Origin of the sequence: Streptomyces sp. RKAG293 (genome assembly GCF_023701745.1) — a bacterium.
Lineage (GTDB): Bacteria > Actinomycetota > Actinomycetes > Streptomycetales > Streptomycetaceae > Actinacidiphila.
This window is the reverse complement of sequence record NZ_JAJOZB010000001.1, coordinates 7,511,076-7,536,260: the sequence shown is the minus strand read 5'-3', so window position 1 is coordinate 7,536,260 and position 25,185 is coordinate 7,511,076. Positions and strand designations below refer to the sequence as shown.

The window sequence follows — 25,185 nt, the reverse complement described above, 5'->3', positions numbered from 1 at the left end:
GGCCGGAAGGCTTGTCAGTTCAACCGCCGGAAAGGAGCTCCCGGTTGAGCGTGAGGACGAGGGCGCCCTCCGCGGTCCCCACCGCCAGATCGCCGCCCCCGAGGTCGGCCAGGGCCTGGGTCCGCACCCCCAGCCGGATGGTGTGCAGCAGCCGCAGTGCCCCCAGGCCCCACAGGTCCAGTCCGCCGCCCGAGCCACCGGCGATGAGAATCCCCGGCGCGCCGCCGGCGCCCCCGATCACGGCGAGCGCCCGGACCTGTCCGGCCCCTCCCCCTCGTGCCGGTAGCCGGCCGTGGCCGGTTGCCGGGTCGAATACGCGAAGGTCGGTCCCGTTACGGCAGGCGATGGCGAACTCGGCACTTCGGGCCCGGCGCGGCAGGGCCGCCAACGCGGTGAAGGGGCCCGGAAGTCCGGTGTCGGACCGTGACAGCAGTGCACCGGTACGGGCATCGAATGAGCAGAGCTCCCCGTACGCCGTCAGAGCGGCGAGAACGCTTGTCCCGGTCGGCCCCGGAACCGCCGCCACCAGCCGGAATCCCGAACCCGCCCGGCGAAGCGAGGCGGGCAGGCGCACGTCACGGGGGGATTCGCTTCCGAGGAGGCTGTACACCCGGATGCGACCGTCAGCCCCCACATCGGCGAGGAACTCCTCCTCACGACCGCCCCCGACCGCCGTCATGGAGACTCCACCGCCGCCCGGGACGCTCCGGAACCCGGACCGGAGACGTCCGTCGTACGCGTCGCGCCACTCGACCCCGTCCCCGGCGCCGATCCCCAGGACCGCCCGCCCGCCCGGCTCCGTCACCCGGGCCAGTGCCCTGACCTCCCCCGGTCCGAAGTCGCCGGCACGCGGGACATACGGTCCCCTCGCGTCCCAGAGCCTGACGCTGCCGTCCTGGCCCGCCGTGGCGAGCAGCACTGCGTCATCCGGTCCTACGACACCGGTCACCGCGTTCACCGGGCCCCGGTGGCCGGTGAGCCGATGTCGTTCCGGCCGCTCGCCGAAGGGGTCCCAGATCCTCAGCGTGCCGTCCTTCCCGCCACTGGCGAGGAGGGTGGCCGCGCCCGGTCGCGTGACGGCGGCGACCGCGTTCACCGCACCATCGTGGCCGGTGAGCGGTTCGCCGACAGGGGTGCCGGAGTCGGGGTTCCACAGCCGCACGCTCCCGTCCTCGCCCGCGGTGGCCACCAGCGGCTCGCCGCCCGGACCGACCAGGGCAGCGACCGCGTAGAGCGCGACCTGGTCGGCACGCCAAGCCCGCACCGAATTCCGCCGCCCCGGCCGCCAGACCATCACCGACCCCCCGGCGTCCACGGAGACCAGCCGTTCACCGGCCGCGCCCACGCCCCGGCCCGTGCGGTAGACCGCCATGCCCTGGACCGGTCCCCCGTGCCCGACCCCTGTGCGACCGATCGCCTCGCCGGTGCCCGGGTCGACCCACTCGATCCGGCCCTGCCGGTCACCGATCGCCAGCACCCCGCCGACCGGGACCATGGCGCTGACGGTGTCGGTGGCGAGCTGGACCGGACCCACGGGCCGCTCGCCGGTCCCCAGGTCCCACTGGTGCAGGACGCTGTCCTCCCCCGCGGCGGCGAGGATGCTTTCCCGCTCCGCCGACCCGAGGGCGGCCAGCGCCGACTGGCCCGCGGCGCTTCCCCCCATCCTGAGCGGGGGAAGCGCCTCCCGTCCGGTGGCGAGGTCCCACGCACGGACGAGGCCCGCGTCACCCGCGGCGACGACCAGCCGACGTCCGGCGGCCCCGAACAGCGGAATGAGCGAGCACATCGGGTGGCTCAGACGCGTGAGGATGACGTGGGGGACGTGCGAGGGAACCGCCGCCCACCGCACGGACCAGGTGTCCGTCGGACGAACGGGAACTCTGCGGGGCTCGGGGGCCGCACAGGCGTCGGGAGTCTCGGAAGGCGGGCCGCCGGCGAGGGTTCCGCCCATGCCGAGTTCCCGTAGGCCGCGCCGGTCGGCGCTTTCGCCGGGCAGCGCAAGGTGGGCCGTGGCCAGGGTTCCCGCCACCGGGAGCGGAAGTGAACCCAACCGCACCCCGAACCGCAGGACCGCTCCCGCGACGGCCGCCGGATCGAGGAGGTCGAGGACGTCAGGGCTCGCGGCGAGCGTCTGCCAGCCCTGGGCGCCGCCGGCGGCGGCGTGGTCGGCGAGATGACGAATGAGGTAGGGATGCGGCCGCCAGGACCCGACTTCGTCCCCTGCCGCCCCGATCGTCAGTTTCACGAGTGCCGCCGTGACTTCGGCGTGCGCGGCCTCGATCGCGTGCGGAGCGCTGTCACCGATAAGGATCTCCCGAAAGGCGCCGTGCGCCATCCGGTACACGGCCTGCCCGTCCTCGGCGTCCAGCATGATGTACGGGGCCGCGGCGACGGCCACCTCCGCAAGGAGCCGGGCATCCACCCGTGACCCGCCCAGGGCGGAGGCCGCCGTCGCCCAGATCCGCTCCGCTCGCGGAAGCCCGCGTCCCTGAGTGAAGGCGAGGGCTCGCAGCGCCGCGCGGCTCCCGGGAAGCACGCCTTCCAGCCGGTCGACCACTCCGCCGAACAGTGAGCGGTGGTCCCGGCCGACCAGTTCGGCGAGGTCCTGTCGGTTTTCGTCCGCCAGCAGCTCCGGTTGGGCGATGATCTCGTGGACGACCAGGACGGTGTGCAGGAAGTCCCGTTCGCTCCCGGACGCCGGGGTCTGCGCGCCGATCAGGGCGACCGTCCGGGGCACCGCCTCATCGAGCTCGACCTCGGCCGTGGAGAACCTTGCCCGCTCGAACAGGAGACGGTGGCGCACGAACTCGGCCAGGTCCTGCGGATCCCGTGCCAGGCGATGCACCGTCACCTCGTCCTTACCTCGGCCCAGGGCGTCCAGCAGGTCCTCGGCCGGTGAGGGCGGGCGATCGAGTCCGTCCGTGGTGGAGGGCCGGGTACCGACGACGACTCGGATGCCCGGTCGGGCCCCCAGTGCCCGCAGCAGATGCGCCATGCGTCCTGGGTCCGCGGCCGCGTCCAGTGCGTCGGCGACCACGGTCGCCTTGCGTTCCGGAGCACGGTCGATGCGGCCCAGGAGGTCTTCGACGCGGGGGTCGTCGCTCACCGACCAGGCCGGGGCGTCGACGCCGAACTGCCCGGCCAGACTGTCGACGACCTGGGACATCGAGGCTCCGGTGAGGTTCAGGGCCACATCCGCACGAGGCGCCCTCACGGAAGCGCGGCGGAGGAGGTCGGCGAGGAACGCCGACTTCCCGCAGCCGGGCGGCCCGGTGACCACCAACAGACCCTGTTCGCTCTCCTCCAGCCACCGGATCACCGCTCCGCGGCTCCCCGCCCGGCCGACGAAGAAGGGAGAGAACTCCCCGCCGGGTGCGCTCAGCCCGGAGGATGACACCACCGCCGGCGGACCGGTGAGAGCGGTTTCGACGGCGGCTGCCGGTCGGGACAGGTCGTCCAAGGTCATGGTCACAGGCGGGACCGGCGGCGACGCGCGCACCAACCGCCCGCCTCCGATCCTCTTCGAGAGGACACTTCCCGGAACCAGCAGGTCTTCGATGCGCTCCCCCAGATCCCGCAGGCTGATGTAGGAGTCATTGCCGTTCAGGTCGCGGAATACCCTGGCCAGGACCGCACGGAACGCCGCGAGATATCCCTTGCCGTTCTTCGCCCCGGAGCCGATGAGCAGGATGCGGTCCGCAGCGCCCCGGCGCAACAGCTCCGCCTGGAGGTGGTCGACGAACAGGGCGGCCCCACAGGCCTCCACCATGACCACGACCCAGTAGGGGTCGTCCGGGCGGTAACGGTCGATCAGGTGCCTCGCCATGGCTGCCGGAGTGTATTCGTCGTCGTGGTCGCTGGACTCGTCCCCCGCCACCACCAGGTTCGCCTCCTGGTCGTTGCCGTTGCCGTGTCCCACCCACAGCAGCACAGAGTTGCGCGGGTTCTCCTCCCGGGACCATGAGCCCAGCCGTGCGTTGACCGCCGATTGCGTCCGCCTCGGCGTCTGCCAGGGGACCGGCTCCCCTCCCCAGGGTTTCAGTAATTCCGCGATGGCCCCGATTTCGGCGGTCGCTTCGAGGTCTGCGCAGTCGGCGTAGGTGTCGATCGGCAGCCCGACGATGTCGAAGCCCTGGCTCGGGCCGGTCACACCGCCATGACCAGTCGGGTGACGGGGTCGCTGCCGCTGCTGGCCCCGACCCGGTAGAGGCCCGGTGACGTGAGCGTTATCCGGGCGCTCCACCGGTCCTCCTGGCCTCGAACCCGTGCCATGGAGGACCCCATCATCCTCGCGCGCGACGGGCTGATGGCATAAGGGTCCTCGACCGTGAAGGTGACATTCCTGTGCCGCCGGGTCTGGGCCAGAATGTCGAAGGGGACGCCGACATCGACCTGGTCGGGGACCTCCAACCCGAGGTCGTCCCCGGCCAGATGGGACCCGTCGTGAGCCGCGCCGGTGAGCATTCCGCAGGCGATGTCGATGACCGAGCCCGTTCTCGGCAGCGCCGTGTGCTGCTGGGCCACCGCGATCGTCGGCACCTTCCCGTGGGAGGTGGCGTAGCGGAAGACCGTGCCGTCCCCCTTGTGGTCCGTCGTGACCGGCACCCCGGTCCCCGGGTGGCGGACCAGAGTGTCGTCGCTGTGCCGGCTGAAGCCCACGGAGAGGAACTCGGCCACCCCCGCGCTGATCCGCAGGGACTGCAGGGTCTGCTGGGTGGTTCCCTGGATGATCCGGTGGCCTGGAAGCACTGCTGTCCGCAACCGGGCGTGCAGATCGAACGAACGCTGCGCCAACTCGCGGTCCCCGCCGACCGACTCCACGGCAGCCGCGTCCAGGGCGACCACGTCGTCGTCCACGACCAGGCAGCGGTAACTCGGCAACAGGTCGTGAATTCCCGGCAGGGTCCGGGCGAGCCGCCGGAGGTTCTCCTTCGGCAGACCGGGCAGTCCTCGCCCCTCGCTGAGGACCTGAACCGCCTTGACCGCACCGTGAAACGGGGAACCAAGAGTGAGGACGGCACGCACGTCCGCCATCGCCCCGGGTATGAGCGAAGCCGCGGCGGCCACCAGGCCGCCCATGGAATGGGCGATGAGTACCACTCCCGCGGGCCTTCCATCTGGCACGAACGCCCGCGCCGCCCTGGACTGCGGATGCTCGCGCCAGGCGGCGAGGTGGCATTCCACGGCCTGGGCCAATCGTTGGGCGTTGTATTCCGTCGGCAGACGCCAGTCGTACCCGAACTCTGCGATCGCATCAGGGTGGACGACCACGTTCCGCAGTCTCTTCAACAGCCGGTCGTAGGGCTCCACACCGCCCAGAAGCGGTGCCCAGGAAGGCGTTCTGATGATGCCCCGGGGCACTACCCGCCCGAACTCGCCCTCGCGTTCCGCCGGGCTGAGGGCGAGTGCGTCCATCCCGCCCTCGAGATCCCACCGGCCGGCGTACTCGGCGGCTTTGCCCATTCCCCAGAGCACTTTGCCGGTGGCGGCCTCCACCAGCCTGGTTCCCATGATTCCCGGGATGACAAGAACGGCATCGTGCGTGGCATCGGAGCGTGCGCGCGATGAACCGATGCCGCCGAGCGACTTCATGCGCCGACTATATGCAAGGCGCACCTCCACAAGGGAGTTGTTGGACATCTTCGGCACGCATCAACCCTCCGGGCGCTTCCTCCGGACGCTAGCCTGACGGCGGGCGAACGGGGGCGACAGCGTGGGGAGTGCCATGATCCGCGATGACCGCTGGATGCTGGCGCTGGTCTGCGTCTGCTATCTGACGATTGTGTACATCACGAGCAGGGGGCTGATCGCGGCTCCGCGCTATCGACTCCTCGAAGCGCGTATACGGGACTGCCGCGCCCGAGCCTCCGTTCTGGCCGGCACGGCGGCCGGAGACCCCGAGAGGTCCGCGTCGCTGGCGGCCCTGAGCAGCCGACTGGACGATCTGGAACTGGGAAGGGCGGTGGTCTGGAGGCTGGCCCGAAGCTCCTGGGTGGTCGCGATTCCGCTTTCCAAACTGGCGGCGGCCTGGCGGGTCCTGCACAGCGCTGAACGACGGCTCCTCCGGCTGGAGACGCCTGCGGAACGCGCCTCCTCACTTCAGTTCACGCGCCTGGTCCTGCTCGACTCCCAGCGTGCGGGAGACACCGATCTCGCCGCCCAACTCGCGGCACACCCAACGGACTCTCCGCAGGCCGAGGCTCTCCTGCTGGCCGTCAACGAACTTCTGCACCAGCGCGAGGACAGCGAGGCGGAACTCGAGTACGAACAGCAACGCATCGCCCTGTGGCTGGCGATGACGGGCCTCGGTGCGCTGCTGCTGGTCGGTCTGGTGCTGGGACACACGACCACCATGCTCTTCGGTGCGCTCGGCGGCTTCCTCTCCCCCGTCATCGGTGTGCTGCGCTCACAGCGGCACTCGTCCTGGGGTGTCCTGGTCCTCGCGCCCGTCGGCGGGGCGCTGGCCGCCACCGGCGGTCTGCTTCTGGTCAGGATGCTGGCCGACCCCCGGCTCAGTGTCCTCGGCACGGTCTTCCTGGACAGCTCGTGGAACTCGCCCGATCAGCCGGTCGCCATGGCGACCGCCCTGCTCTTCGGTTTCTCAGGAACCCTGTTCTCTCGTCTGGCACTGACGGCGACCGGGCAGATCGCCGCCCCGCCCGACCCGCCCCCGCACCAGTAGGCCAAAGGGTCGTTCTCTCCCGATGTCTCATCCCGGAATCAGCTTTCTACGGGGTGCTTCGGCCACCGGCCACCGGCCACGCCCGCAACCAACCGAAGATCACTTACGGGACAGCCCTCAGGCGATGATGGCGGCAAGGATCTTGTCGGTCAGCCTGTCCAGGTAGTCGGGCGCGGTCGGCGCGTGCACCACCGCCAGCCGCCAGTAGAGCGGGCCGGCCAGCAGGTCCAGTGCGAGCTCGCGATCGACGTCGGCGGGCAACTCGCCGCGCTCGATGGCCCGTTCCAGCATGCCGACCGCCCTGGCCCGGCGGGGATCGCGCACCGCGGCGAGGAGGGCCTGTGCCAGTTCGGGGTTACGGGTGCTCTCCGCGAGCAGGTCGGGGGCGATCCTCGCGGGGAGCCGGTGGCGCAGCGCCGCGGCGGCGTCGGTGACGAACGCGAGTACGTCCCCGCGCAGGGTGCCACTGTCGCTGATCCCGACCGCGCTCGACACGACCTGCGAGATCAGGGCGATGGTCATCGCCAGTTTGGACGGCCAGCGCCGGTAGATGGCGGCCTTGCCCGCTCCGGCGCGCCTGGCGACAGCCTCCAGGGAGAGCTTGGCGTAACCGACCTGGGCCAGTTCCTCGAAGAAGGCGGCCGCGATCGCCTCGGTCACCGAGTCCTGGAGAACCGGTCCACCAGGGAGCCTGCGTTCGGGGTTCTGCGGTGCGGGTGGGCTCGACATGCTCCGAAACTATCACGAGACGGAACGGTTGCGTCTCGACTGTGCGCCCGCTAATGTCTCTCCCATAGCCGAGACGCATCCGTTCCGTCTCGCCAAGGTTCCGGGAGTGCACCATGAAGTTCCTGTTCGACGACGAGTCGTTCTCCTTCGAGACGCTGCGGGCGGCGGGCTTCGCCAACGACGGCGGCTCCGACCTGGGCGAGATCCTGGCCACCGCCCGCAACATCGCCGAGGGCGACGAGGATGCCTGGCTGCGGGAGTGGAAGAACACCGCGCAGCGCGTCCATGCCATCGGCAGCAGCGCCCTGGCGGCCGGGAACCGGGTCAGTGCCCGCGAGGCCCTGCTGCGCGCCTCGAACTACTACCGCACCGCCGAGTTCTACCGCCGCGACGACCCCGCCAACGACCCCGAGGTCAAGCTCCTGTCAGGCCTCTCCCGCGAGACCTTCGCCCAAGCCGCCGCCCTCATGGACAACCCCGTCGAGGCCGTGCGCATCCCCTACCAGGACACCAGCCTGCCCGGCTACCTCTTCCTCGTCGACGACTCGGGCACCCCCCGCCCCACCGTCATCTTCACCAGCGGCTTCGACTCCACCCTGGAGGAGATCTACTTCGTCGTCGCCGCGGCCGCGCTGCGCCGCGGTTACAACGTGCTGGCCTACGACGGCCCCGGCCAGGGCGCGGCACTGCGCCAACAGGCACTGGTCTTCCGCCCCGACTGGGAGGCCGTGGTGACCCCGGTGGTCGACTACGCCCTGACCCGCCCCGAGATCGCTCCCGACCGGATCGTCCTGATGGGCTACAGCCTCGGCGGCTACCTCACCGCCCGCGCCGCCGCCCACGAACACCGCCTGGCCGCCCTGGTCCTGGACGACGGCCTCTACAGCTACCACGACGCCAACACCCAGATCATGCCCCCCTTCCTGCGCGAGTGGGTCGAGACCGGGCGCGACGACCTCGCCAACCCCGTGGCCGGCCTGCTCATGGCGAGCAGCACCCAGGCCCGCTGGGCGCTGCGCAACGGGGTGTGGACCTTCGGCGCCACCTCGGTGGCGGACTACATCCGCCGCACGACCGACTACACGCTCGACGGCGTCGCCCACCTCATCGACTGCCCCACCCTCATCCTGGACGCCGAGAACGACCAGTTCTTCCGCGGCCAGCCCCAGCGCGTCGCGGCCGCCCTGACCTGCCCGTACACCCTCATCACCCTCCCCGAGGCCGAAGGCGCCGGCGAGCACTGCCACATGGGAGCGATGTCCCGCTTCCAGCAGATCACCTTCGACTGGCTCGACACCACCCTGTCCGCCAACTGACCGACAGCGCCGACCACGGGGGACACCACGACATGGACCACGCAGCACGACCAGGACAAACGCCAGAACGGCTCGGATTCTTCACCGACGCGGTCTTCGCCATCGCCATGACCCTGCTGGTCATCGAGATCCCCCGCCCCGAGGGAAAGGATTTCGACACCACCGACGGCAACTCCAAGTCCCAGGCCGCCGCCCACCTGTGGCACTTCCTCGTCCACGAGGCGGGCTCCTTCTACTCCTACCTGCTGGCCTTCCTCGTCCTGTGGATCATCTGGCGCCAGCACCACACCATGCTCGACCGGATCAGCCACGTCCCCGGCCCGATGATGATGCTCCACTTCCCCCTGCTGCTGCTGACCGGCTTCCTGCCGTTCGCCACCACGATCATGGGCCACTACCCGGACAACCCGCTGGCCGCCCTGCTCTTCGGCCTGGTCGTCCTCCTCCTCATGCTCTGCCGCTCGGGCATCCAGAGCCAGGCGAACCGCCACGGCGTCCTCTCCTCACCCGCCCAGGAACCGGCCCAACGGCTCGACAGCGCCATCTCCTGGCTGGTCACCGCCTACTGGGGCCTGACGCTCCTCCTCGCCTGGTGGACTCCATGGGTCCAACTCCTCTGGTTCCTCTCCGGCGCCATAGCCCAGGCCCTCACTCCCTTCCTGCGCCCCTACCTCGCCAAAACCCGGCCCCACCCCACTCCACCGCCCCTCACCACCGGATAGCTCCCACCGCCCAGGCGACCGCAATCGGAATGCAGCAATGGGCAGTGAGCACACTGTCCCGCCGAGTTCACGGCGGACCTGGCGACTTCTCCGCAAACTCCGCTGCAGCACCACCCGCATCACCGGCATCACCGGCATCGTCCAGGCAATCCTGGCCCTGCACCTCGCCACGTCAGCCTGAGGCTGGAAGACGCTCCGTGACCAAGGTCCGCGACTCCGCACTGAACTCGATCAGCGGGGCAACTGACCACCACAGCCGGCCCCTGGACCTCGTCGAACCACTGCCTGCGGGCATGCCGACGAAATGCGCGAAGAGGCCCGGCGTGCGGCAGTCGAGATCACCGAAGCCGAGCCGGAGAGCCCCAACCGCACCTCTTGACCATTGCTCGCCAAGTCGGAGGGCCCATGCACACCCCTTGACCATTGCTCCGGCTCTCATGGCTGAACGGGATTCTCCATGTTGTGAGCTGCCAGCACTGCTCCGATGCTGAAATAGACGGCATAGAAGAGGAAGCCGCTGTAGGAGGAGAATCGGATCCACGCGCCGGTGGAGGATCGCGGGGTTGCCAGGGCGACGAACGTGCCGTATAGGGCGAAGACGAACAGTATGAAGGCGAGAGGCATCAGCCAGAAAAGCACGCCGGGGTTGTCCGAGGACGCGATCGTCTGGTGGTCGTTGATCCACTGCCAGTTCGGGTTGGCCTTCGACACGGTGATGAAGGCCGCTACGAGCGCCAGCGAGGGTGCCGCGATCAGATCGGTGTACCAGGCATCGTCACCTGACAGTCTTGCTTCTCTGAGCTTGCGTTTCCAGGCGATCACCGCGGCGAACAGGACAACGATGAGCGCCAGGAAGCCCACCAGGGCCATCGCCAAAATCATGGCCAAGCCCATGGCCATCCAGTAGGCCATGCCCATGACGGCGATCGTCGTCACAACACCTTTCCCGCTCACCACTGCTCCTTCGATGGATCGGATTGAGGTCAGCGCGACGCGGCGGTGCCTGTGGCGGCGTCCAATGCGTAGAGTTTTCCGTCCTGGCTGCCGATGACGAGCAGACCACCGGCGAGGACCGGCGAGGACTCGTAGATGTCGCCTCCGGTGGCGAACGCCCATTTCCGTTGGCCGGAGGCGGCATCAAGGGCGTAGATGCGGCCGTCATTGCTGCCCACGTACACCACACCGTTCACGGGCAGCGGGGATGAGTAGACACCCCCACTGCCTGTCTGGAACGTCCACTCCTGCTTTCCTGTGGCGGAGTTCAACGCATAGACCTTGCTGTCCCCGGCCCCGATGAACACCGTCCCGTTCGCGACGGCAGGATTGGAGTCGATCGGTCCGGGGGTGCGGAAGGACCACTTCAGCTTTCCGGTGCTTTCGTCGATCGCGAAGACCATTCCCGCATACGAGGCCGCATAGACGACTCCGCCGACGACGGTCGGCTGTGAGTCGATCTGGCTCTGACCGGTCGGCTCGGCTGTATCACCGCCACGAGAGTCAAACACCCACTTCTGCGACCCGGTGGCGGCGTTGAGCGCATAGACCTTGCCCGACTGATCGGGCAGGAACAACGTGCCATCGGCTGCGGTGACGGGCCCGGCGGCTGATGCGGCGTCATTGAACTGCCATTTGCGCTTCCCGGTGGCGCCGTCGAGAGCAAACACCTGCCCGGACTGCTCCCCGCCTACATACACCACTCCGTCCGCCGCGACGGGAGCTGTGAGCGGCGGCGGGCCGACGGACGCGGTCCACTCGACCGTGCCATCGGCCGCGTTCAGCGCTATGACCTGCGTCAGTCCTTGCAGGTAGACCGTATTGCCGTCCAGTGCGGCAGGAGCAGCAGCTTCCGTGTCCAGGGCGACCGACGCGCTCCTCCACCTCTGTGCTCCGGTGGCAGCATCGAGGGCATAGACGCGGCTGTCGATGTAGTCGACCGCATAGACCGTGGCACCCCGAACCGCGGCGTAGGCGATTGGCGGGTCCGCTGTGCCGGCGGCGGGAACAGTGGTGTTCAGGGCCAGGGTCCAAGGCGTCCCATGGCGATTGCCGGCCGGGGCGGATGGCGTCTGCCGCGACTGCGAGGACGTCTGGCTCGCGTGAGCCGATGACGTTGCGGTGCCTTTGGGAACAGTCGTTGGTGTACTACAGGCGGCCGCGGAGAGCGTTATGAGAGCGGCTGCACCGACGGAAGCCCACCGCCTTGATCCCGCTTCTCGTGTGCGCTTCTTCGGCTTGCAGTGCCGCATAGCAGTCCCCCCGCTCTCGGCCCGCGCGCAGGATACGGTGTTGCCCCGATGTCATTGGCCGCATCCATGGACAGTTCCGGCAACGAGGATGCTACGAGACAGAGCCACCTCTCCGTGCTCTTTCCGGAAAATCACAGCATCTTGCAGCACAGCTCAACTCTGGACCTCGTCGAACCACTGGGACGACCGTCATGCCGACGATGGAGCGCGAGCTCCTCGACCACGTCCCCTACATCCTGGGCGCCACCTACGACCCGCAAGCCCGACTGCTGATCGAGCAGTTCCCGTACCACCCCCACCAGGCGATTCGCAGACCTGGGGTGGAGGGCGGTCCGTGCTGTCGTTCCCCGCGAGTCCCTGACGGGGGTACGGCTGTGGCACGGCCGCTCGACCCGAACCACCGGCGATACGGCCTGGATCTCTGGCGAACTTGAGCAGTCCAACCGAAGATGTGCCTCCCAGAGGTCCGTGCGGGATCCCTGTCGCCAGCTGGGTTCGAGGCTCGACCTCGCTCAGCGGCAGAGCTTCATCATCGAGTCGTCGAAATCCGGGAACTCCTGGGCCGCCTGCTCGATCACGGCCGCAGCCGACTGCTCTCGTTCCGGAGCGAATCGCTTGGCGAGAGCCACAAATGCCTCGTTGGGCTGCGGAGTCCAGTCGGGCTCGTGGTCGGTGGCAGCCTCCCAGGGGCCGAAGCCCCCGGCGAGCAGCCACAGGAAGTCGCCCAGGCTGCGGGCCACGACGCCGGTCTCCCCCTCGGAGCCGAGGAACACGACGGGCTGGTCCACGAGGGGCCGGTCAGGGCGTACCAGCCAGAACGCCGCATAACCGCCCGAGCCGTCCTGGCCGAAGACGCGGAAGGCCTCGCCAGTGAGTTCCGGGTTGCCGGTCCAGGCCCGGAACCAGTCGGTGGTGTCCTCAGCGGTCAAGAGGCCCGGAAAGGGCTCGAAGTCGATCCCTTCGCCGTCGTTGTATTCGAAGGGAACCGCAAGGGCAGCGGCAAGCCCGGCGGGAAGCTGTCGATCGTCGTTGGATGGCACGCCGACAGGCTACTTCCCACCCATGACAACGGTCGCTTCGCCAAGAGTCACAAGCCGCGATGCGCGAACTCGCAACGCGCTACGCCTCTACGCGCAGGGCCACTGGGCCCCTGCTCACTGGAGGCTGGCGGACGACGTCTACATCAACGGAGTCGTTACAGCGAGGTCGGTGGACCCTTGCTGGGTGAACCAATATCACTACGAGGCGAGCGAAGTCGGCCGGATTCGAACCGGCGTCCTCGCGGTTTTGGAGACCGCGCGCGACGACCTCTGCGCTACGACTTCGCCCGGTCGGGATTCTAGACCATCGTGCTGCAGCAGCCCGCCCTCCTCGTCCACCAGATCCAAGCCACGGGCGTGAGCCTGATCGACCAGCCGGCCGATCAGCCGCTGGTCCACCAAGTCCGCGTCCTCGCCCCCGGGCGCGTCCGCCCGGCTACCCATCGATGCATCAGTCATCAGGTGTCACTTCCGTGATCGGGAGTGACACCGTCTCTTCAGTCCCTGCCGATGCGCGCTCCGTTGGCGTTGGTGATGCCGATCGAGACGGAGTCGCCTGTTCGGTGGCGGCGCTGCGATGCCGGCGTGCCTCTCATTGCGGGATGGTGGAGCGGGCCCCGGGCCAGGTCCGCGTCGTGGGTGCCGAAGATGTGCTCGGCGGCGGTGAGGTTGTCCTGCAGCAGCTGCAGGGCTTCCGGGTGTTGGCCGGCGGCGGCCAGACGCTCGGCCAGGGACAGGCGGCCTTTGAGGGACAGTGGATGGCCGGTGCCCAGATGCCTCTCACAGTCGGTGACGGTGGCCGGCCCCTGCTCGCTGAACCGGGCGAGATGACCGCTGTCGATATAGAACTCCATGATGCGCGCCCGGCTGTTCAGCGTCTCCACGTGTTCGTCGCCCAGGATCCGACGCTGGCCGGCGATGGCCCGATCCAGCCGGAGAAGGCATTCGTCGTACTGCCCCAGGAGATACAGCGGGATGCTGAGAGCCACCGCACTCTGCAGCGTACGGGGGTCGTCGTCACCCAGAACCAAAGCCCTCCGGCGGTGTACATGGCGTAACAGCCGCTCGGCCTCGCGCAGCTGACCCAAGCGCTGCAAGGCGTCGCCCTGTTGGTGCCGGGCGGCCAAGGTATCGGGATGGTCCTCGCCGTGCATACTCTGGGAGATATCCCCTGCCAAGGTGGCCAGGGCCAACGCGGCGGCGTAGTCGCCCACCTCGTGAATGTGCCGGGCGGTGCGTACGGCCAGGATGCGTACTGGCTCGACACGCACATGACCCCCGGCACGACCTGCCTGCACAGCAGCGCTGCCCCGGTCGTCACCCGCCGCCGGCCTCAGGAACCCTTCGGCCAGAACTCCACCATGTAGCGCTCCACTCCGTGGGCCACACCCTCCGCCCGCGTCACCCGCTCGACCTCAGCCCGTCCCGTACACCCGACACGGACCCGCCAGACGCCCGCCGCACCCAGGCGGATCAGGTGGTGCGAACGGCCAAGGGTCATGGTCCACACCGCGACGTCCCCGGTCGTTGTCTCAAAGTCGACCTCACCCTGCTCATCCCAGTCCGTCTTCTCGGGCTCGGGCTCGGCATCCCAGACACGGACCGTCACCGCGGCAGTGTGGGTATGACCTGCGCTGAACAGATCGAACCGGCGCACGTGCTGACTCAGGAAGACACCCCACTCGTAGCCGTCTCCGAACGGAACAGGCACCGCGCTGTCGTCCGACTCCTGAAAACCGAAACCCCTGAAAGCAACCTCGACAGGCAGGAGTTCCCGCCGCAACAAGTGGGCCACAAGCCACTCCCCAGATTCCAAGACCGAATACTTCGACCAGCCACGCTGCACCCTCTTCTACAACGCAGAGTTGCCACGGCGCGTCCCGGCCAAGACAGCCCATGCCACCGGAGTGGGCATAGGGCGAAGGACCCGTCGGCAGGATCGGTGGACGAGTCGCCGGCGCGAACCACCGACGGCCACTCCCCCAGGGCACCCGGATCACCGAGCTCGGGCATGAGCGCCTGCGGCGTCATGATCTGCGGCATACCAGGCTGTCGTGCATGGCTGATGCCCGGATCCCGTCGCAGACATGACCTCGCGGCCCGACTGCCCCAAGCGACGACCACACGAGCAATCGGGACGCACCGGCTGAGATGGATCCGGAAGCAATCACGCCTCGCTCGCCACAGGACAGTGTTCGTATCAGACCCCCTCGATGCGAACTACCGGCGCGACGGTCGCTGAGGTCTGCCGGGCCGACCCGTCGACGGCTTGCGCGCTTGCCGGTCGCGCAGCGGGGTCGGCAGGGTTGCTGTACTTCGCTGCAGCACCGCTGTGGTGCACGTGCCCTACTTGCCCGGGTTGTCCGCCCAAGCGATGAACCAGGAAGGCCCGTAGAGCAAGACCAAGACCAAGGCGGCGATCCCCGCCGTCAACACGATGATCGCGATCTTCCATCGTCGTGACATATCCATCTCATCTCTCCAAGTGCCCATTGTGTGTGGCGACTTGAGTTTATGAAAATCCCAGTTTCAGCGCAGTGAAGTGGCTCTAGCATGCGGTACCGCCAGCCTCCATCCGAGCGGATGTCTTGAGGCACCCTCGCCGAACCCGACCCCCAGAACGGCGAGTTTGGGGATTCCACAGGTCGGGGGCTACTCGCCTCCCGATGCGCCACGCTGGCGTTGTCCTCATCCGCCCATGGCGTGCGGTCCCACAGTAGCCCCGAGGCTCAGACCGGACCTCTCTCAACGCCCCACTCTGGACACATGCCCGGGGCTGCACAGCCACAACAATCGAGCACAACCTCGTTATGGCTCCAACCCTGATCAGCTGACCCCACGACGTGCCCCGGCTGCCTCGGCCGCCGCATCAGATACGTTGCAACGGGCCGTAGAGTGCGGCGGGTTCTTCTGTGGCCAACGCCCAGTAGCGGTCCCCATAGGACCAGTGCCGCCACTCGGTCGGATAGTTGACCAAGCCCACGGTGATCAGGGCCTCGATCATCACGGCCCGGTTCTGCTTCGCTTGGGCCGGAAGGTCGGCAGCTTCGATAAAACAGGCCCCGTCGCTTTCCTCCGGTGTGGCGGCTTCGGGGCTGCCCATGTCGACCTCCAACCCATCCTCGGTGCAGATGGTGAGGTCGGCGGCGGCACCGGAGACGTGCCCGGCGGTCTCCAGCGCTCTGTGGAGCGAGCGCGGTTCAGGGCGTGAAGGTGGAGCGCACCACTGTACGAACGACGTTGACGCCCTGTGCCGCGACTGCTCGGCTCTGCCTGAGTTCCCCGACGTTTCCCGCCCGCCCTCACTCGCAGGAGGCGCGAGGCAGCCGTATGGACACCGGCATGATTTTTGCCCGTCTCGGTGCATCGGTGGCGTTGCCGGCGATGTCCGAGGGGGTGGATATGGTGCGACCGCGAATGAGGGTTGCGCTGTGAGGAGGGGCTTTGGGAGCCAAGACCGGTCTGCTGGTATTTGCCGACGGCGATGTGCCGGATCTACTACGACAGGTGGGCGCTGCCGATCTGGAGCGCACGTCTGGACTGATGCGACGTCTCTATCGCGGCTGGGAGATCGAGGAGAGCACGGGCTCAGATCTTTCGGAACTGCCGGTGTGACTGTCGCTGCGGGTTGCCGGGCTGATCAGTCGGTCGTCTACGGGTGGTGACTGTCGGCTGCGGTGGCTGCTGTACCTGCACTGCGACAATGCAGCGGCTCCGGAGGCCGATGGTGTCCCAACCGTTCTTGCAGCTCAGGCGTGATGTCTTGGGCTACAGGACGATAGCCATGCCATCCCGCAGATACGCCGCGCGTAGGGATGCTGTCAGTGTCGGTGCACCGGCCCTGACCTGGTTGCAGTGGAGGACCGACGTTCTGTTCAATCCCATGGTGATCGAGACAGAGAACTACTGGAGTCCGGCCCATCAAGCGGTTGAAATGCGAGACGTCGAGGCTCTCGCCCGGTTGCTCGATGCGGGAGCAGACCCCGACGAAGCGCAGGAGGGGATCACCCTCCTCTTCCACGCGATCGATCTGGAGGCCGATTCCTCTGCCCAGGGCGGTCTTCCCCTCACGGTCCATACGACAGCGGTCCTTCTGGCCTACGGGGCCAATCCCGAACTGCCAGATCCCGAAGGGCTGACGCCGCTGGCCTTCGCCGAAGACTACGGACATGACCTGGCGGTCCGACTGCTCCGGGCAACGATCGCACGTACGAGAGGATCGCGCCGGTTGAAGTGGTTCCGGAAGCGATGACGTCTCCCCGTGTCGTATCAGACTCTTGATGCGAACTACCGGCGCGACGGCAAAATCGGGGAAGGCCCCGAACGCCTCTGTTCGCGGGTCCGGGGCACCCGTTGCGTAGGGCTGCAGTCGAAGGTCTCCTGGTCATACTTGGCCTTGGACCGGTACCGACCGCCGTTCGAACCAGAGGTGGGCGAGTACGACCAGGGCCAGGCAGACCACCAGGGTCCGGCCGCTGGCGTCGGTGGCGAGCAGGCCGAGCAGGAGCGGGACTGCGATGCCGGTGATGACCCGGGAGATCGTCCTCTGCGGGTCCGAGCTGCGGCTGGCGACGCCGGTGAGCACCCCGAGGGCGAAGTAGGCGGCCATCGCGCCGCACAGCAGCCAGCGGCCTGAGTCGGGCAGCGCATCGGAGCCGTGGCCGACCACCGATGAGAGCGACACGCCCAGAGTGGCGACGACTCCGGTCACCAGGCAGTGCAGACCAAGGGCGGCGCGAGTGGAGATGCGGCCGGCCTGCAGGTGCGGCAACCCGGCGTACCCGAACACGACCGACAGGCCGAACATCCCGGCCAGCAACACGAATGCGGCGATCCCGGTGGCCAACAGCCCGATGCCGTACGGCGCACCGGCCGCGGCGTCGACGACCTGCACCACCGACTCGCCGAGCACGATGATCACGAAGAGTCCCAGCCGCTCGGAGAGGTGAGCCGGATCGACCGACACCCCTTGGATGACCGGCCCCGTCCCGCCGGGACCAGCACCGGGGCGCCGCCGACGGCGGGTTGCGGCCCGGGCGGTGAATTTCTCCTGGACCTGCTTAAGGAGCTTGTCCCCGGAGACGGCCAGGATCAGCATCAGGTCCAGGACCACCCCGACCGCCCAGAGCGCGGGCTTCCACCGCTCCTGGATCCAGATCGATATGAACCAGGGCAGCAGTCCTGCCGAGTACTGCACCACCGGGAAGTCCAGCAGGATTTCGCCCCGGCGCCAGGAGTGGGCCCCGTAGATACGCGTGGCGAGGTACGCGACCACAAAGACGGTCACCGGGCGCTGGTCGTTCCCGTGCCCGAGTACGGTGTGCGCCACTCCCGGCACGGACGCGGCCATCACCCCGAGACCGATCATCCCGATCATCAGCCGCACCACCCTGGTCCGCCCGGCCGAGATGTTGCTGTACAGCATGAACGTCGTCCACGACAACCAGAACGTGAGGTACAGCAGCGTGTAGACACCAAGCCCCGCGGCGTCCAGTTCGAGCCCGAGCACATGTGTCAGGGCTGCCACGCCCGCCACCGCCACCAGGTCGAAGAACAACTCCGCCCAGCTCGCATGCCGCTCGACCTTTTCATCGTCAGGTTCGTACGCAGTATCCAGGTCAGTCACGGACCGCAGCATAGTTCCGCACACCTTCGCTGTCCGGCCCGGGGACGATCTCTGAAGGCTGATCAGGCCGCCACTAAGGGAGCGCGCTCACCAGGGATTTAGTTGGATCCCCACCCGCCTGAGAGCCGACCCAGCAGTGCCGCCTTCAGCCCGAACCGACCGGTCTGCTGCCCGGCTGGCCGGCTGGCCGGCTGGCCGGGACGGAAGCCGCCACCCCGAGACGAGATCCACGCCATCGCCAATGGCTGCGCGAATCTTCCCCGACCTCGCGGTCGTGGGCGATGAACTGTGCACGCTCATCGAACCGTTGCTGCCCGAACCGGGGCCGACGTTGGTGAAGGGCAGCCCGCGGGTGGTCAGAGGTGAGCACCCCGTCCTGGCTGCTTCAGCCAACTGCGGATGGTGCTGAACGGTGTCCGCAGTTCATGGAAGATGTCACTGGCCCATGCCCTGCTCGGCAGGGGCCGTGGCGTCGGCAGGGTCGGGGACCGCGGCGGGGTCGGCGACGGCGGAGCGCAGCCCACGGTCGATGAGGTCGATGAGGTACTCGAAGCTCTCGCCGATGTCGGCGGACCACTGGAATCCGCCGGATGCCTGCAGGTGGGCGAAGCCGTGAAAGACGCTGCGCACCGCCCGCAGCGCGTGGGTCATCTCCTGCGGAGGGATGTCGTACCCCCGCAGTACCGCAGCGAAAGGGCTGATTCCCCGTCCGGCGGCGAGCGCGATCGGGTCGTCGGGACCGGTCGGTGTCAGGCCCAGGGTGGCCGCGTAGCGGCCGGGGTGGGTGACCACGAAGTCGCGGAGCGCACCGGCGGCGGCGGCCAGGGCGTCGCGCCCGGCGAGGCCCTGGATGGCTGTGCCGATCGCGACGCCGGCCTCGTCGAAGGCGAGCGCCGCGATGCGCCGGTGGAGGTCGTCCTGGCTGGCGATGTGCTTGTAGAGCGACGGGGCGCGCACCCCCACCCGCTCGGCCAGCCGGCCCATGGTCAGCTCGGTGAAACCGATCTCGTCGGCAAGCGCGGCGCCGGCGGCAACGATCGTGGCCGCGTCCAAACCTGCCCTAGGCACTGACACCGGCCAGGAACTTCACGACCGCGGCCGAAGTCTGCTCGGGGAACTGCACATGCGGGTAGTGACCGGCCCCCTCGATCATCTCCAGCCGGCCCAGACCGGTCGGCAGGTCGGCGACGATCGCCTCGCCCTCGGCCTGCGGCGCGGCCCAGTCGGGGTCCAAGGTGCCCTGCACGACGAGCACCGGGCAGGTGACGTTGCCCAACTGCTCAGCGGCGTCGGCGGGGGAGATCTTGCCCATCGCCTGCAAAACCTTCATCCGGCCGGGCTCCTGAAGCATCGCGGTGATCTGCCCCAGACGCGCGTCGAAGTCCACGGGCTTGGAGCCAGGGTAGGCCACGTCGAGGTACTTGGCCCATTGCCGGGTGCTGCCCAGGATGGTGGTGCCCATGAGATGGGTCAGCCCGCGGCGGTAGCCGGCCACCCGCAGGTCACCGAGGCGGACCTGCTGCTTGCGGGTGAAGGGGGCGAGCTCGACCAGCGCGGTGATGAGCCACGGGGCCTTTGCCGCGGCTATCGTGACCGCACCGCCGGCAATGGAGTGGCCGACCAGCACCGCCGGCCCGCCCAGGTGCTTGACCAGGGCGATCAGGTCATCCGCGAGGGCGGTGCGGGTGTAGGACGCCCATCCCACGCTGGACTCACCGTGGCCGCGCAGGTCCACCGCGGCGACCCGGTAGCCGGCTTCGACCAGGGCGGGGGTGAAGAACCGATAGGCCTCGCGACTGTCGCCCATGCCGTGGGCCACCACGACCAGCGGCCCGACGGCACCGCTCACCTCGTACGCGAGGGTCCCACCGTCGACGTTCAGGAACTCGGTCACGACTACCTCCATTTGGCCCGCCCATCGGCGGCTAATTGCGTTAGCTAAAAGCTATCAGCTTTAGCTTTGGAGTCAAGCCCCGCTCGAGCGCTGCGGTCAGGCGGCGGCGCACCGGGGGTTCGGGCCTCGCTACTTCGTTGTGGGACGGCCGGCCGCCGCTTTCGAGATGATCAGTCACGTTCAGCCTCGCGGGGGGCGGTCCGCTTCGGCGGGAGCCTCGGCTGCTGCTTCGCCGGGCACCTGCGGGTGGTGGCCGACCGGGCGAGCAGCGACGGCGAGGGATGGACGCGCCGCCCCTCCTCAGTTCCAGGCTTGTCGTTCCTGGCAGCGGGGGTCGTTGATCTGGTTCCACGTGTCGTCGATGCGCATGGTGGTCCGGCGCTCGCTGGTGTACGCCTCCCAGCCGGGGTCGCCGGTCCGGGCGAACCGGACCCAAGCCCCGTGCACGCGAGAAGCGAGATCCGCGGGAGGCCGCTTCGGTCCGAGCAGGCCGTACGGGCCGTGCAGTAGGGAGAGATGGGTGCGGTCGAAGACGAAGGGGAGTTCCATCGTGTGGGCGGCGCCGAGATCTCCTCCCACGGCCTGGGAGCGCCACGCGAACTCGTAGCGGTAAGTGCGGGACCGGGGGTGGGCGGCGTGCGCGTCGGCCAGGGCCCGGCTGCCCGCGCCGAACGCGGCATCGCCCAGGATGGCGGCTCGCAGCTCGCCGAAGGAGGCGCCGGGCCGTGCTGTGCGATAGGCCTCGATGAGCCGCTTCGGTTCGGGGTGGGAGCGGATCGCCGCGGCGTCGACGTCGGCCGCCGTTGTGGTGGTGTGGGCGCCCGTGGGGACGAGATAGAGGTTGCCCTCCTCCGAGGTGGTTCCGATGAGCAGGTCGACGTCTGCTCCCAGGCCTGCGGCGACGGATGTTGCGGGCTGCCGGTCCAGGACCAGGCTGAGGGGACTGAGCCCGACCAGGGGGTCGTAGTGGGTCGGGGTCCGCAGGTCGATCCCGGCAAGGTGGCCGGCCGCCTCGACCAGGTGCTCGTCGGCGATGTCCGCGAAGGCATCGGCGTGCGGCTCGACCCCCAGCGCCTGGGCTGCTGCCCGGGTGACGCGGCCGGCCTGCTGCCGGGTGAACGCCCCCGTGCCGCTGCCGCTTTGAACGATCGCCCGGCGCAGGAGGCCGGCGGCCTGAGGCATGGCCAGGACACCACCGACGATGGTGGCGCCCGCCGACTGGCCGAAGAGGGTGACGTTACGGGCATCACCACCGAAGGCGGCGATGTTCTCCCGCACCCAGCGCAAGGCAGCCACCACGTCGAGCAAGCCGCGGTTGGCCGGTGCTCCGGGGAGGTCGAGGAATCCCGAAATGCCCAGCCGGTAGTTGAGGGTGACGAGTACGACGCCGTGGCGAGCGAAGGCTGAGCCGTCGTACAGCGCGGACCGTGTCGATCCGGCGACGAACCCGCCACCGTGGACGAAGACCATGACGGGCAGGTCTTTGCCTGGCGCGGCGGGCTTGCAGACGTTGACGGTGAGGTAGTCCTCCCCGCGACTCCATCCGGCGCCGAAGTAGGGGGACATGTCTATCGTGCCGAGCGTGCGTTCGGACTGCGGGGCGTTGGGACCCGGCACCGTGGCGTCCCGTACACCGTCCCACGGTTCGTGCGGCTGCGGCGGGGCGAAGCGGCCGGCGCCGACGGGCGCAGCGGCGTAGGGGATGTTCAGGAAGGCGACGGTGTTGTCCTGACGCAGCCCTCGGACCGCCCCCTGATCAGTGGCGAGGATGGGATCGGCGTCGTATCTCACAATGGTTCCTCTCCGTGGCCCCGGTGGGCGCCGGAAATGGGATGGAGTCGGCCCGCAACCCCGGCCCCCGCAGTGGCGGCCGGGGTTGCGGCCGTGCCTGTGGCCTGCGGGTCAGAGGCGGTCGAGCGAGGCCCACCGCTTGATGCCGAACGCGCTGCCGCTGCGTTCCACCTCCAGGGCGCCGTGCCCGGCGAAGTGGGCGGGCAGGACCAGCGCATTGGCGTCCGCGGCCCAGCCGAGGATGTCCCGGCGGGTCTCGCGCGCGGTATGACGGTCCTCGCAGAAGCAGCTGTTGTGCTCCGGCTGCATGATCTGAAAGGGGGAATGCAGCAGGTCGCCCGAGAAGACCGCGCGCTCGGTGCCGGACGCCAGCATGACGACGCTTGATCCCGGGGTATGACCGGGCGCGGCCTGCAGGCGCAGACTGGCGTCGATGGTGTGGCTCGTTTCCCAGAGCGTGACCTGGCCGGCGGCGTGCACCGGGGCGACGCTGTCTTCGAAGACGTTCTGGTTGACCCCGCCGGCGATCTTCGGGTTGTTGGCCGGGTTCCAGAACTCGAAGTCGGCCTTGGGCATCAGATATGAGGCGTTGCGGAACGTGGGAACCCAGGACTGGCCCTCCAGGCGGGTGTTCCAGCCGACGTGATCGACGTGCAGGTGCGTGTTGACGACGATGTCGACGTCGTCGGGGTGGACGCCCGCCCGCTCCAGATTGCCGAGGAAGTCCAGCTCCAGGTGTCCCCAGGACGGTACGTACGGGCGTTCCTTGTGGTTGCCGACGCCGGTGTCGACGAGGATGGTCCTGCCTTCGCTGCGCAGCACCCAGGTCTGCACGGCAACGTTGCAGATATCGGTCTCTTCGTCGAGGAAGTCCGGGACGATGACGGACCGGTGTGCGTCCCACTGATCCTTCGGCGAATCGGGAAAGAACACGTCCGGGGTCATCCCGACGGGTCCGTGCATTTCCTCAACTCGTGTCACCTCGACGTCGCCGAGAGTGATGTCACTCATGATGCCGCTCCTGTATCTGTCGGTCTTTACGTGCAGTCGTGAAGTCGTGAAGCCGTGCAGTCGTGCAGTCGTGCCAGACGGCTCGGAGCCGATTTGGAACTAGCGGTAGCCCTCCAGGCGGGCGAGCAGGAGGTTGGGGTCCTTGGCCGTGGTGTAGGCGGCGTTGAGGACGTACACCTCGTTGCCGCGCAGTGCGACGGAGGTGGGGTTCTGCAGTCCGTCGCCGGTGTCCAGAACGGTGGTGTGGGTGCCGTCCGGCCGGATGAGGACGACCTTGTTGGGGGCGTCGAGGGTGGCCAGTACCTCGTTGCCGCGACCGGTGAAGGCGAAGTCGTCGATACCGGCCAGGCCGGATGCCCTCACCTGCGGGGCGCCCGCCCGGTTTCCGTGACACATCGGGATGCGCACCAGGGTGCCCTTGTCGAGGTTGCTCACCCACAGCCCGCCGTCGTGCACCTTCGCGCCGTTGGCTCCGAGGAAGCCGGCCGCGGCGAGCTCGGGCGCGGTGGACCAGGCGGTGGGCCGGCCCCCGGACAGAGGGACGGTCCACACGGTGCCGAGCACCGAGTCGGTGATGTAGAGCTGCTTGCTCTGCGGGTCGAGGGCCAGACCGTTGGGCAGGCCGTTCGCGGGCAGCGCGGCAATGCGCTGCGGCGCCTTGCCGGGACTCAGCCGCCACAGGCCCGTCAGGTCGGCGGTGCCGGTCGCGTACAGCACGTACGTACTTCCGTCCGGAGCCTGGACGATGCCGGTGGTAAGAGGGAATCCGAGGGCGGGGGTCCTGACTCCGCCATCGGCGGGTGCGGGCAGGGTCGCCAGGATGCGGGTGCCGCCCCCGGGGGTGATCTGAGCGACCTGGCGGCTGCCGGCGAAGGTCACGTTGGCCCTGCCGTCGGGCAGCAGGGCGATGTTCTCGGGCATCTGGCCCGCGGCCAGGTCGAAGTGGTTGGCGATCTGCACGTGGCTCAGGGGCTGCGGGGCGGCCGGGACGGCGCCGGCCGGGACGGTCATGGCGAGGGCCGCTGCGGCCGTCGCCGCAGCGGCTGCGAGGAGAGTGGTGCGCTTGCGCATGGGTTCCTTCGCTGTTTTCCGGCATGCGGGCATGCCGCAGCCAGGGGTGGGTCGGCAGGCAGGTGGCGCCCGACAGATCGAGTCGGGATGCGGCACCAGTGACGTGCGCTCAGGGCGCGCTCGCCCGTTCACAGGGCTTGAGGCGGGGCTTGTCCGGTCAGGAGGGGCGGGATCGCGCGCCGGTGCGGGTCTGGGCTGTCTCGCTCGGCCCGCTGGCGTGGGCGAGGAGGCTGAGGGCTGTTGCGGAAGGGGACCCTGCCGTGGCCGTGGCGATCACCACGGCCGGCCCGTCTCCTTGCGGACTCTGCAGTGTCTGCTGGGTGACGGTCAGGATCCCGACTGAGGGGTGGTGCATCTCGTAGTCGGCGACATCGCAGACGACGATCCGGTGGTCGGCCCACATGGCCGCGAACTCCGGGCTGCGCATGGACAGTTCGCCGACGAGTCCGGCCAGCAAGGAGTCCTGCGGATACCGGCCGGCCGTCAGGCGCAGGTTGCCGACCACGGCCCTGGCCTTGGCGGGCCAATCGGCATACAGCTCCCGGGTGTGCGCGTCGAGGAATACCAGCTTCGCCATGTTCGGCCGACGACCCGGTTCAGCGGGGCTGTCCGGGTCGACATGACCGGCAAACAACGCGTGCCCCTGCGGGTTCCAGGCCAGAACGTCACTACGGCGGCCCATGACGAGTGCGGGTGTGCCCGCGAGAGCCAACAGCAACGCGCTGGTGGCCGGGGGGACGCGCTCGGGACGGGGACGGGGCGCGGCTCGTCCCCGCTTCGGCGCACGGGCGAGTTCGTGCAGGTGGGCCCGCTCGGTCTCATCCAGGCGCAGGGCAGTCGCAATCGCGTCGAGCACCTCGCGCGAGGCGTTGCGCGACTGACCCTGCTCCAGCCGGGCGTAATAGGGCGCGCTGATGCCGGCGAGCATCGCCAACTCCTCCCGCCGCAAACCCGGCACCCGGCGCCGCTCGCCGTAGGTCTGCAACCCGGCATCCTCGGGGTGCAGAAGGCCCCGGCGTGCCTGGAGGAACTCGGCGAGCTGCCCGTGCTTGTTCAT

General features: G+C 68.9%; 21 protein-coding genes, 1 tRNA gene and 1 pseudogene. 6 read left to right on the top strand and 17 right to left on the bottom strand.

Features of this window, described 5'->3' with window-relative positions; genetic code table 11:
• Nucleotides 1-19: 19 nt before the first annotated feature.
• Together LNW72_RS41780 and LNW72_RS33455 are read right to left on the bottom strand one after the other, a co-directional pair.
• Nucleotides 20-4,150 carry a hypothetical protein gene (locus LNW72_RS41780; protein WP_250978782.1) on the bottom strand — a complete coding sequence of 1,377 codons (4,131 nt, stop codon included), beginning with the start codon at nt 4,148-4,150 and terminating at the stop codon, nt 20-22.
• A complete protein-coding gene (locus LNW72_RS33455) occupies nt 4,147-5,640 on the bottom strand; it encodes an alpha/beta fold hydrolase (protein WP_250980415.1) in 1,494 nt (497 codons plus the stop codon). The genes LNW72_RS41780 and LNW72_RS33455 overlap by 4 nt, the downstream gene beginning before the upstream one ends.
• Before the next feature lie 85 nt (nt 5,641-5,725).
• Between LNW72_RS33455 and LNW72_RS33450 the strand changes: the two genes are divergently transcribed.
• Nucleotides 5,726-6,682, top strand: a complete 957-nt coding sequence (locus tag LNW72_RS33450) for a hypothetical protein (protein WP_250978781.1) — start codon at nt 5,726-5,728, stop codon at nt 6,680-6,682.
• Nucleotides 6,683-6,799: 117 nt separating this feature from the next.
• On the opposite strand, the gene LNW72_RS33445 is transcribed toward LNW72_RS33450, so the two are convergent.
• Nucleotides 6,800-7,411, bottom strand: coding sequence for a TetR-like C-terminal domain-containing protein (locus LNW72_RS33445; protein WP_250978780.1), 612 nt, complete (start codon nt 7,409-7,411; stop codon nt 6,800-6,802).
• 113 nt (nt 7,412-7,524) lie between these two features.
• Between LNW72_RS33445 and LNW72_RS33440 the strand changes: the two genes are divergently transcribed.
• The 3 genes and pseudogenes from LNW72_RS33440 to LNW72_RS42185 form a co-directional block, all read left to right on the top strand.
• The gene (locus LNW72_RS33440) at nt 7,525-8,727 is read left to right on the top strand and encodes an alpha/beta fold hydrolase (protein WP_250978779.1); all 1,203 of its coding nucleotides are present in this window, start codon (nt 7,525-7,527) and stop codon (nt 8,725-8,727) included.
• 32 nt (nt 8,728-8,759) lie between these two features.
• Entirely contained in the window at nt 8,760-9,449 is a 690-nt protein-coding gene (locus LNW72_RS33435) for a TMEM175 family protein (protein WP_250978778.1), read from the top strand.
• Between the two features lie 73 nt (nt 9,450-9,522).
• Nucleotides 9,523-9,630 (top strand): annotated as a pseudogene (locus tag LNW72_RS42185) (IS5/IS1182 family transposase); the annotation flags it as partial.
• Nucleotides 9,631-9,884: 254 nt separating this feature from the next.
• On the opposite strand, the gene LNW72_RS33430 reads toward LNW72_RS42185, so the two are convergent.
• The 7 genes from LNW72_RS33430 to LNW72_RS41775 form a co-directional block, all read right to left on the bottom strand.
• Nucleotides 9,885-10,403, bottom strand: a complete 519-nt coding sequence (locus tag LNW72_RS33430; protein ID WP_250978777.1) for a hypothetical protein — start codon at nt 10,401-10,403, stop codon at nt 9,885-9,887.
• Between the two features lie 29 nt (nt 10,404-10,432).
• Complete coding sequence (locus LNW72_RS33425; protein ID WP_250978776.1) at nt 10,433-11,695, bottom strand: PQQ-binding-like beta-propeller repeat protein; 1,263 nt, start codon at nt 11,693-11,695, stop codon at nt 10,433-10,435.
• Between the two features lie 512 nt (nt 11,696-12,207).
• A complete protein-coding gene (locus tag LNW72_RS33420) occupies nt 12,208-12,735 on the bottom strand; it encodes an SMI1/KNR4 family protein (RefSeq protein WP_250978775.1) in 528 nt (175 codons plus the stop codon).
• 210 nt (nt 12,736-12,945) lie between these two features.
• Nucleotides 12,946-13,020, bottom strand: a tRNA-Trp gene (locus LNW72_RS33415).
• A 212-nt stretch (nt 13,021-13,232) separates the two neighbouring features.
• Nucleotides 13,233-14,006 carry a tetratricopeptide repeat protein gene (locus LNW72_RS33410; protein WP_308402067.1) on the bottom strand — a complete coding sequence of 258 codons (774 nt, stop codon included), beginning with the start codon at nt 14,004-14,006 and terminating at the stop codon, nt 13,233-13,235.
• 62 nt (nt 14,007-14,068) lie between these two features.
• Nucleotides 14,069-14,530 (bottom strand): hypothetical protein, encoded by a 462-nt coding sequence (locus LNW72_RS33405; protein WP_250978773.1) that lies wholly within the window; start codon nt 14,528-14,530, stop codon nt 14,069-14,071.
• Between the two features lie 1,074 nt (nt 14,531-15,604).
• Complete coding sequence (locus LNW72_RS41775; protein ID WP_308402066.1) at nt 15,605-16,102, bottom strand: M15 family metallopeptidase; 498 nt, start codon at nt 16,100-16,102, stop codon at nt 15,605-15,607.
• A 77-nt stretch (nt 16,103-16,179) separates the two neighbouring features.
• On the opposite strand from LNW72_RS41775, the gene LNW72_RS33395 reads away from it, so the two are divergent.
• Both LNW72_RS33395 and LNW72_RS33390 read left to right on the top strand, forming a co-directional pair.
• A complete protein-coding gene (locus LNW72_RS33395; RefSeq protein ID WP_250978772.1) occupies nt 16,180-16,350 on the top strand; it encodes a hypothetical protein in 171 nt (56 codons plus the stop codon).
• Between the two features lie 268 nt (nt 16,351-16,618).
• Nucleotides 16,619-16,987, top strand: a complete 369-nt coding sequence (locus LNW72_RS33390; protein ID WP_250978771.1) for an ankyrin repeat domain-containing protein — start codon at nt 16,619-16,621, stop codon at nt 16,985-16,987.
• A gap of 132 nt (nt 16,988-17,119) precedes the next feature.
• On the opposite strand, the gene LNW72_RS33385 is transcribed toward LNW72_RS33390, so the two are convergent.
• From LNW72_RS33385 to LNW72_RS33355, 7 genes are all read right to left on the bottom strand, one after another.
• A complete protein-coding gene (locus LNW72_RS33385) occupies nt 17,120-18,361 on the bottom strand; it encodes a low temperature requirement protein A (protein WP_250978770.1) in 1,242 nt (413 codons plus the stop codon).
• Between the two features lie 435 nt (nt 18,362-18,796).
• Nucleotides 18,797-19,399 carry a TetR/AcrR family transcriptional regulator gene (locus LNW72_RS33380; protein ID WP_250980414.1) on the bottom strand — a complete coding sequence of 201 codons (603 nt, stop codon included), beginning with the start codon at nt 19,397-19,399 and terminating at the stop codon, nt 18,797-18,799.
• A gap of 22 nt (nt 19,400-19,421) precedes the next feature.
• The gene (locus tag LNW72_RS33375; RefSeq protein WP_250978769.1) at nt 19,422-20,255 is read right to left on the bottom strand and encodes an alpha/beta fold hydrolase; all 834 of its coding nucleotides are present in this window, start codon (nt 20,253-20,255) and stop codon (nt 19,422-19,424) included.
• Nucleotides 20,256-20,555: 300 nt separating this feature from the next.
• Complete coding sequence (locus LNW72_RS33370) at nt 20,556-22,046, bottom strand: carboxylesterase/lipase family protein (protein ID WP_250978768.1); 1,491 nt, start codon at nt 22,044-22,046, stop codon at nt 20,556-20,558.
• 111 nt (nt 22,047-22,157) lie between these two features.
• Nucleotides 22,158-23,057, bottom strand: a complete 900-nt coding sequence (locus LNW72_RS33365; RefSeq protein ID WP_250978767.1) for an MBL fold metallo-hydrolase — start codon at nt 23,055-23,057, stop codon at nt 22,158-22,160.
• Nucleotides 23,058-23,156: 99 nt separating this feature from the next.
• Nucleotides 23,157-24,128, bottom strand: a complete 972-nt coding sequence (locus LNW72_RS33360) for a hypothetical protein (RefSeq protein WP_250978766.1) — start codon at nt 24,126-24,128, stop codon at nt 23,157-23,159.
• A gap of 157 nt (nt 24,129-24,285) precedes the next feature.
• Complete coding sequence (locus LNW72_RS33355; protein ID WP_250978765.1) at nt 24,286-25,185, bottom strand: helix-turn-helix transcriptional regulator; 900 nt, start codon at nt 25,183-25,185, stop codon at nt 24,286-24,288.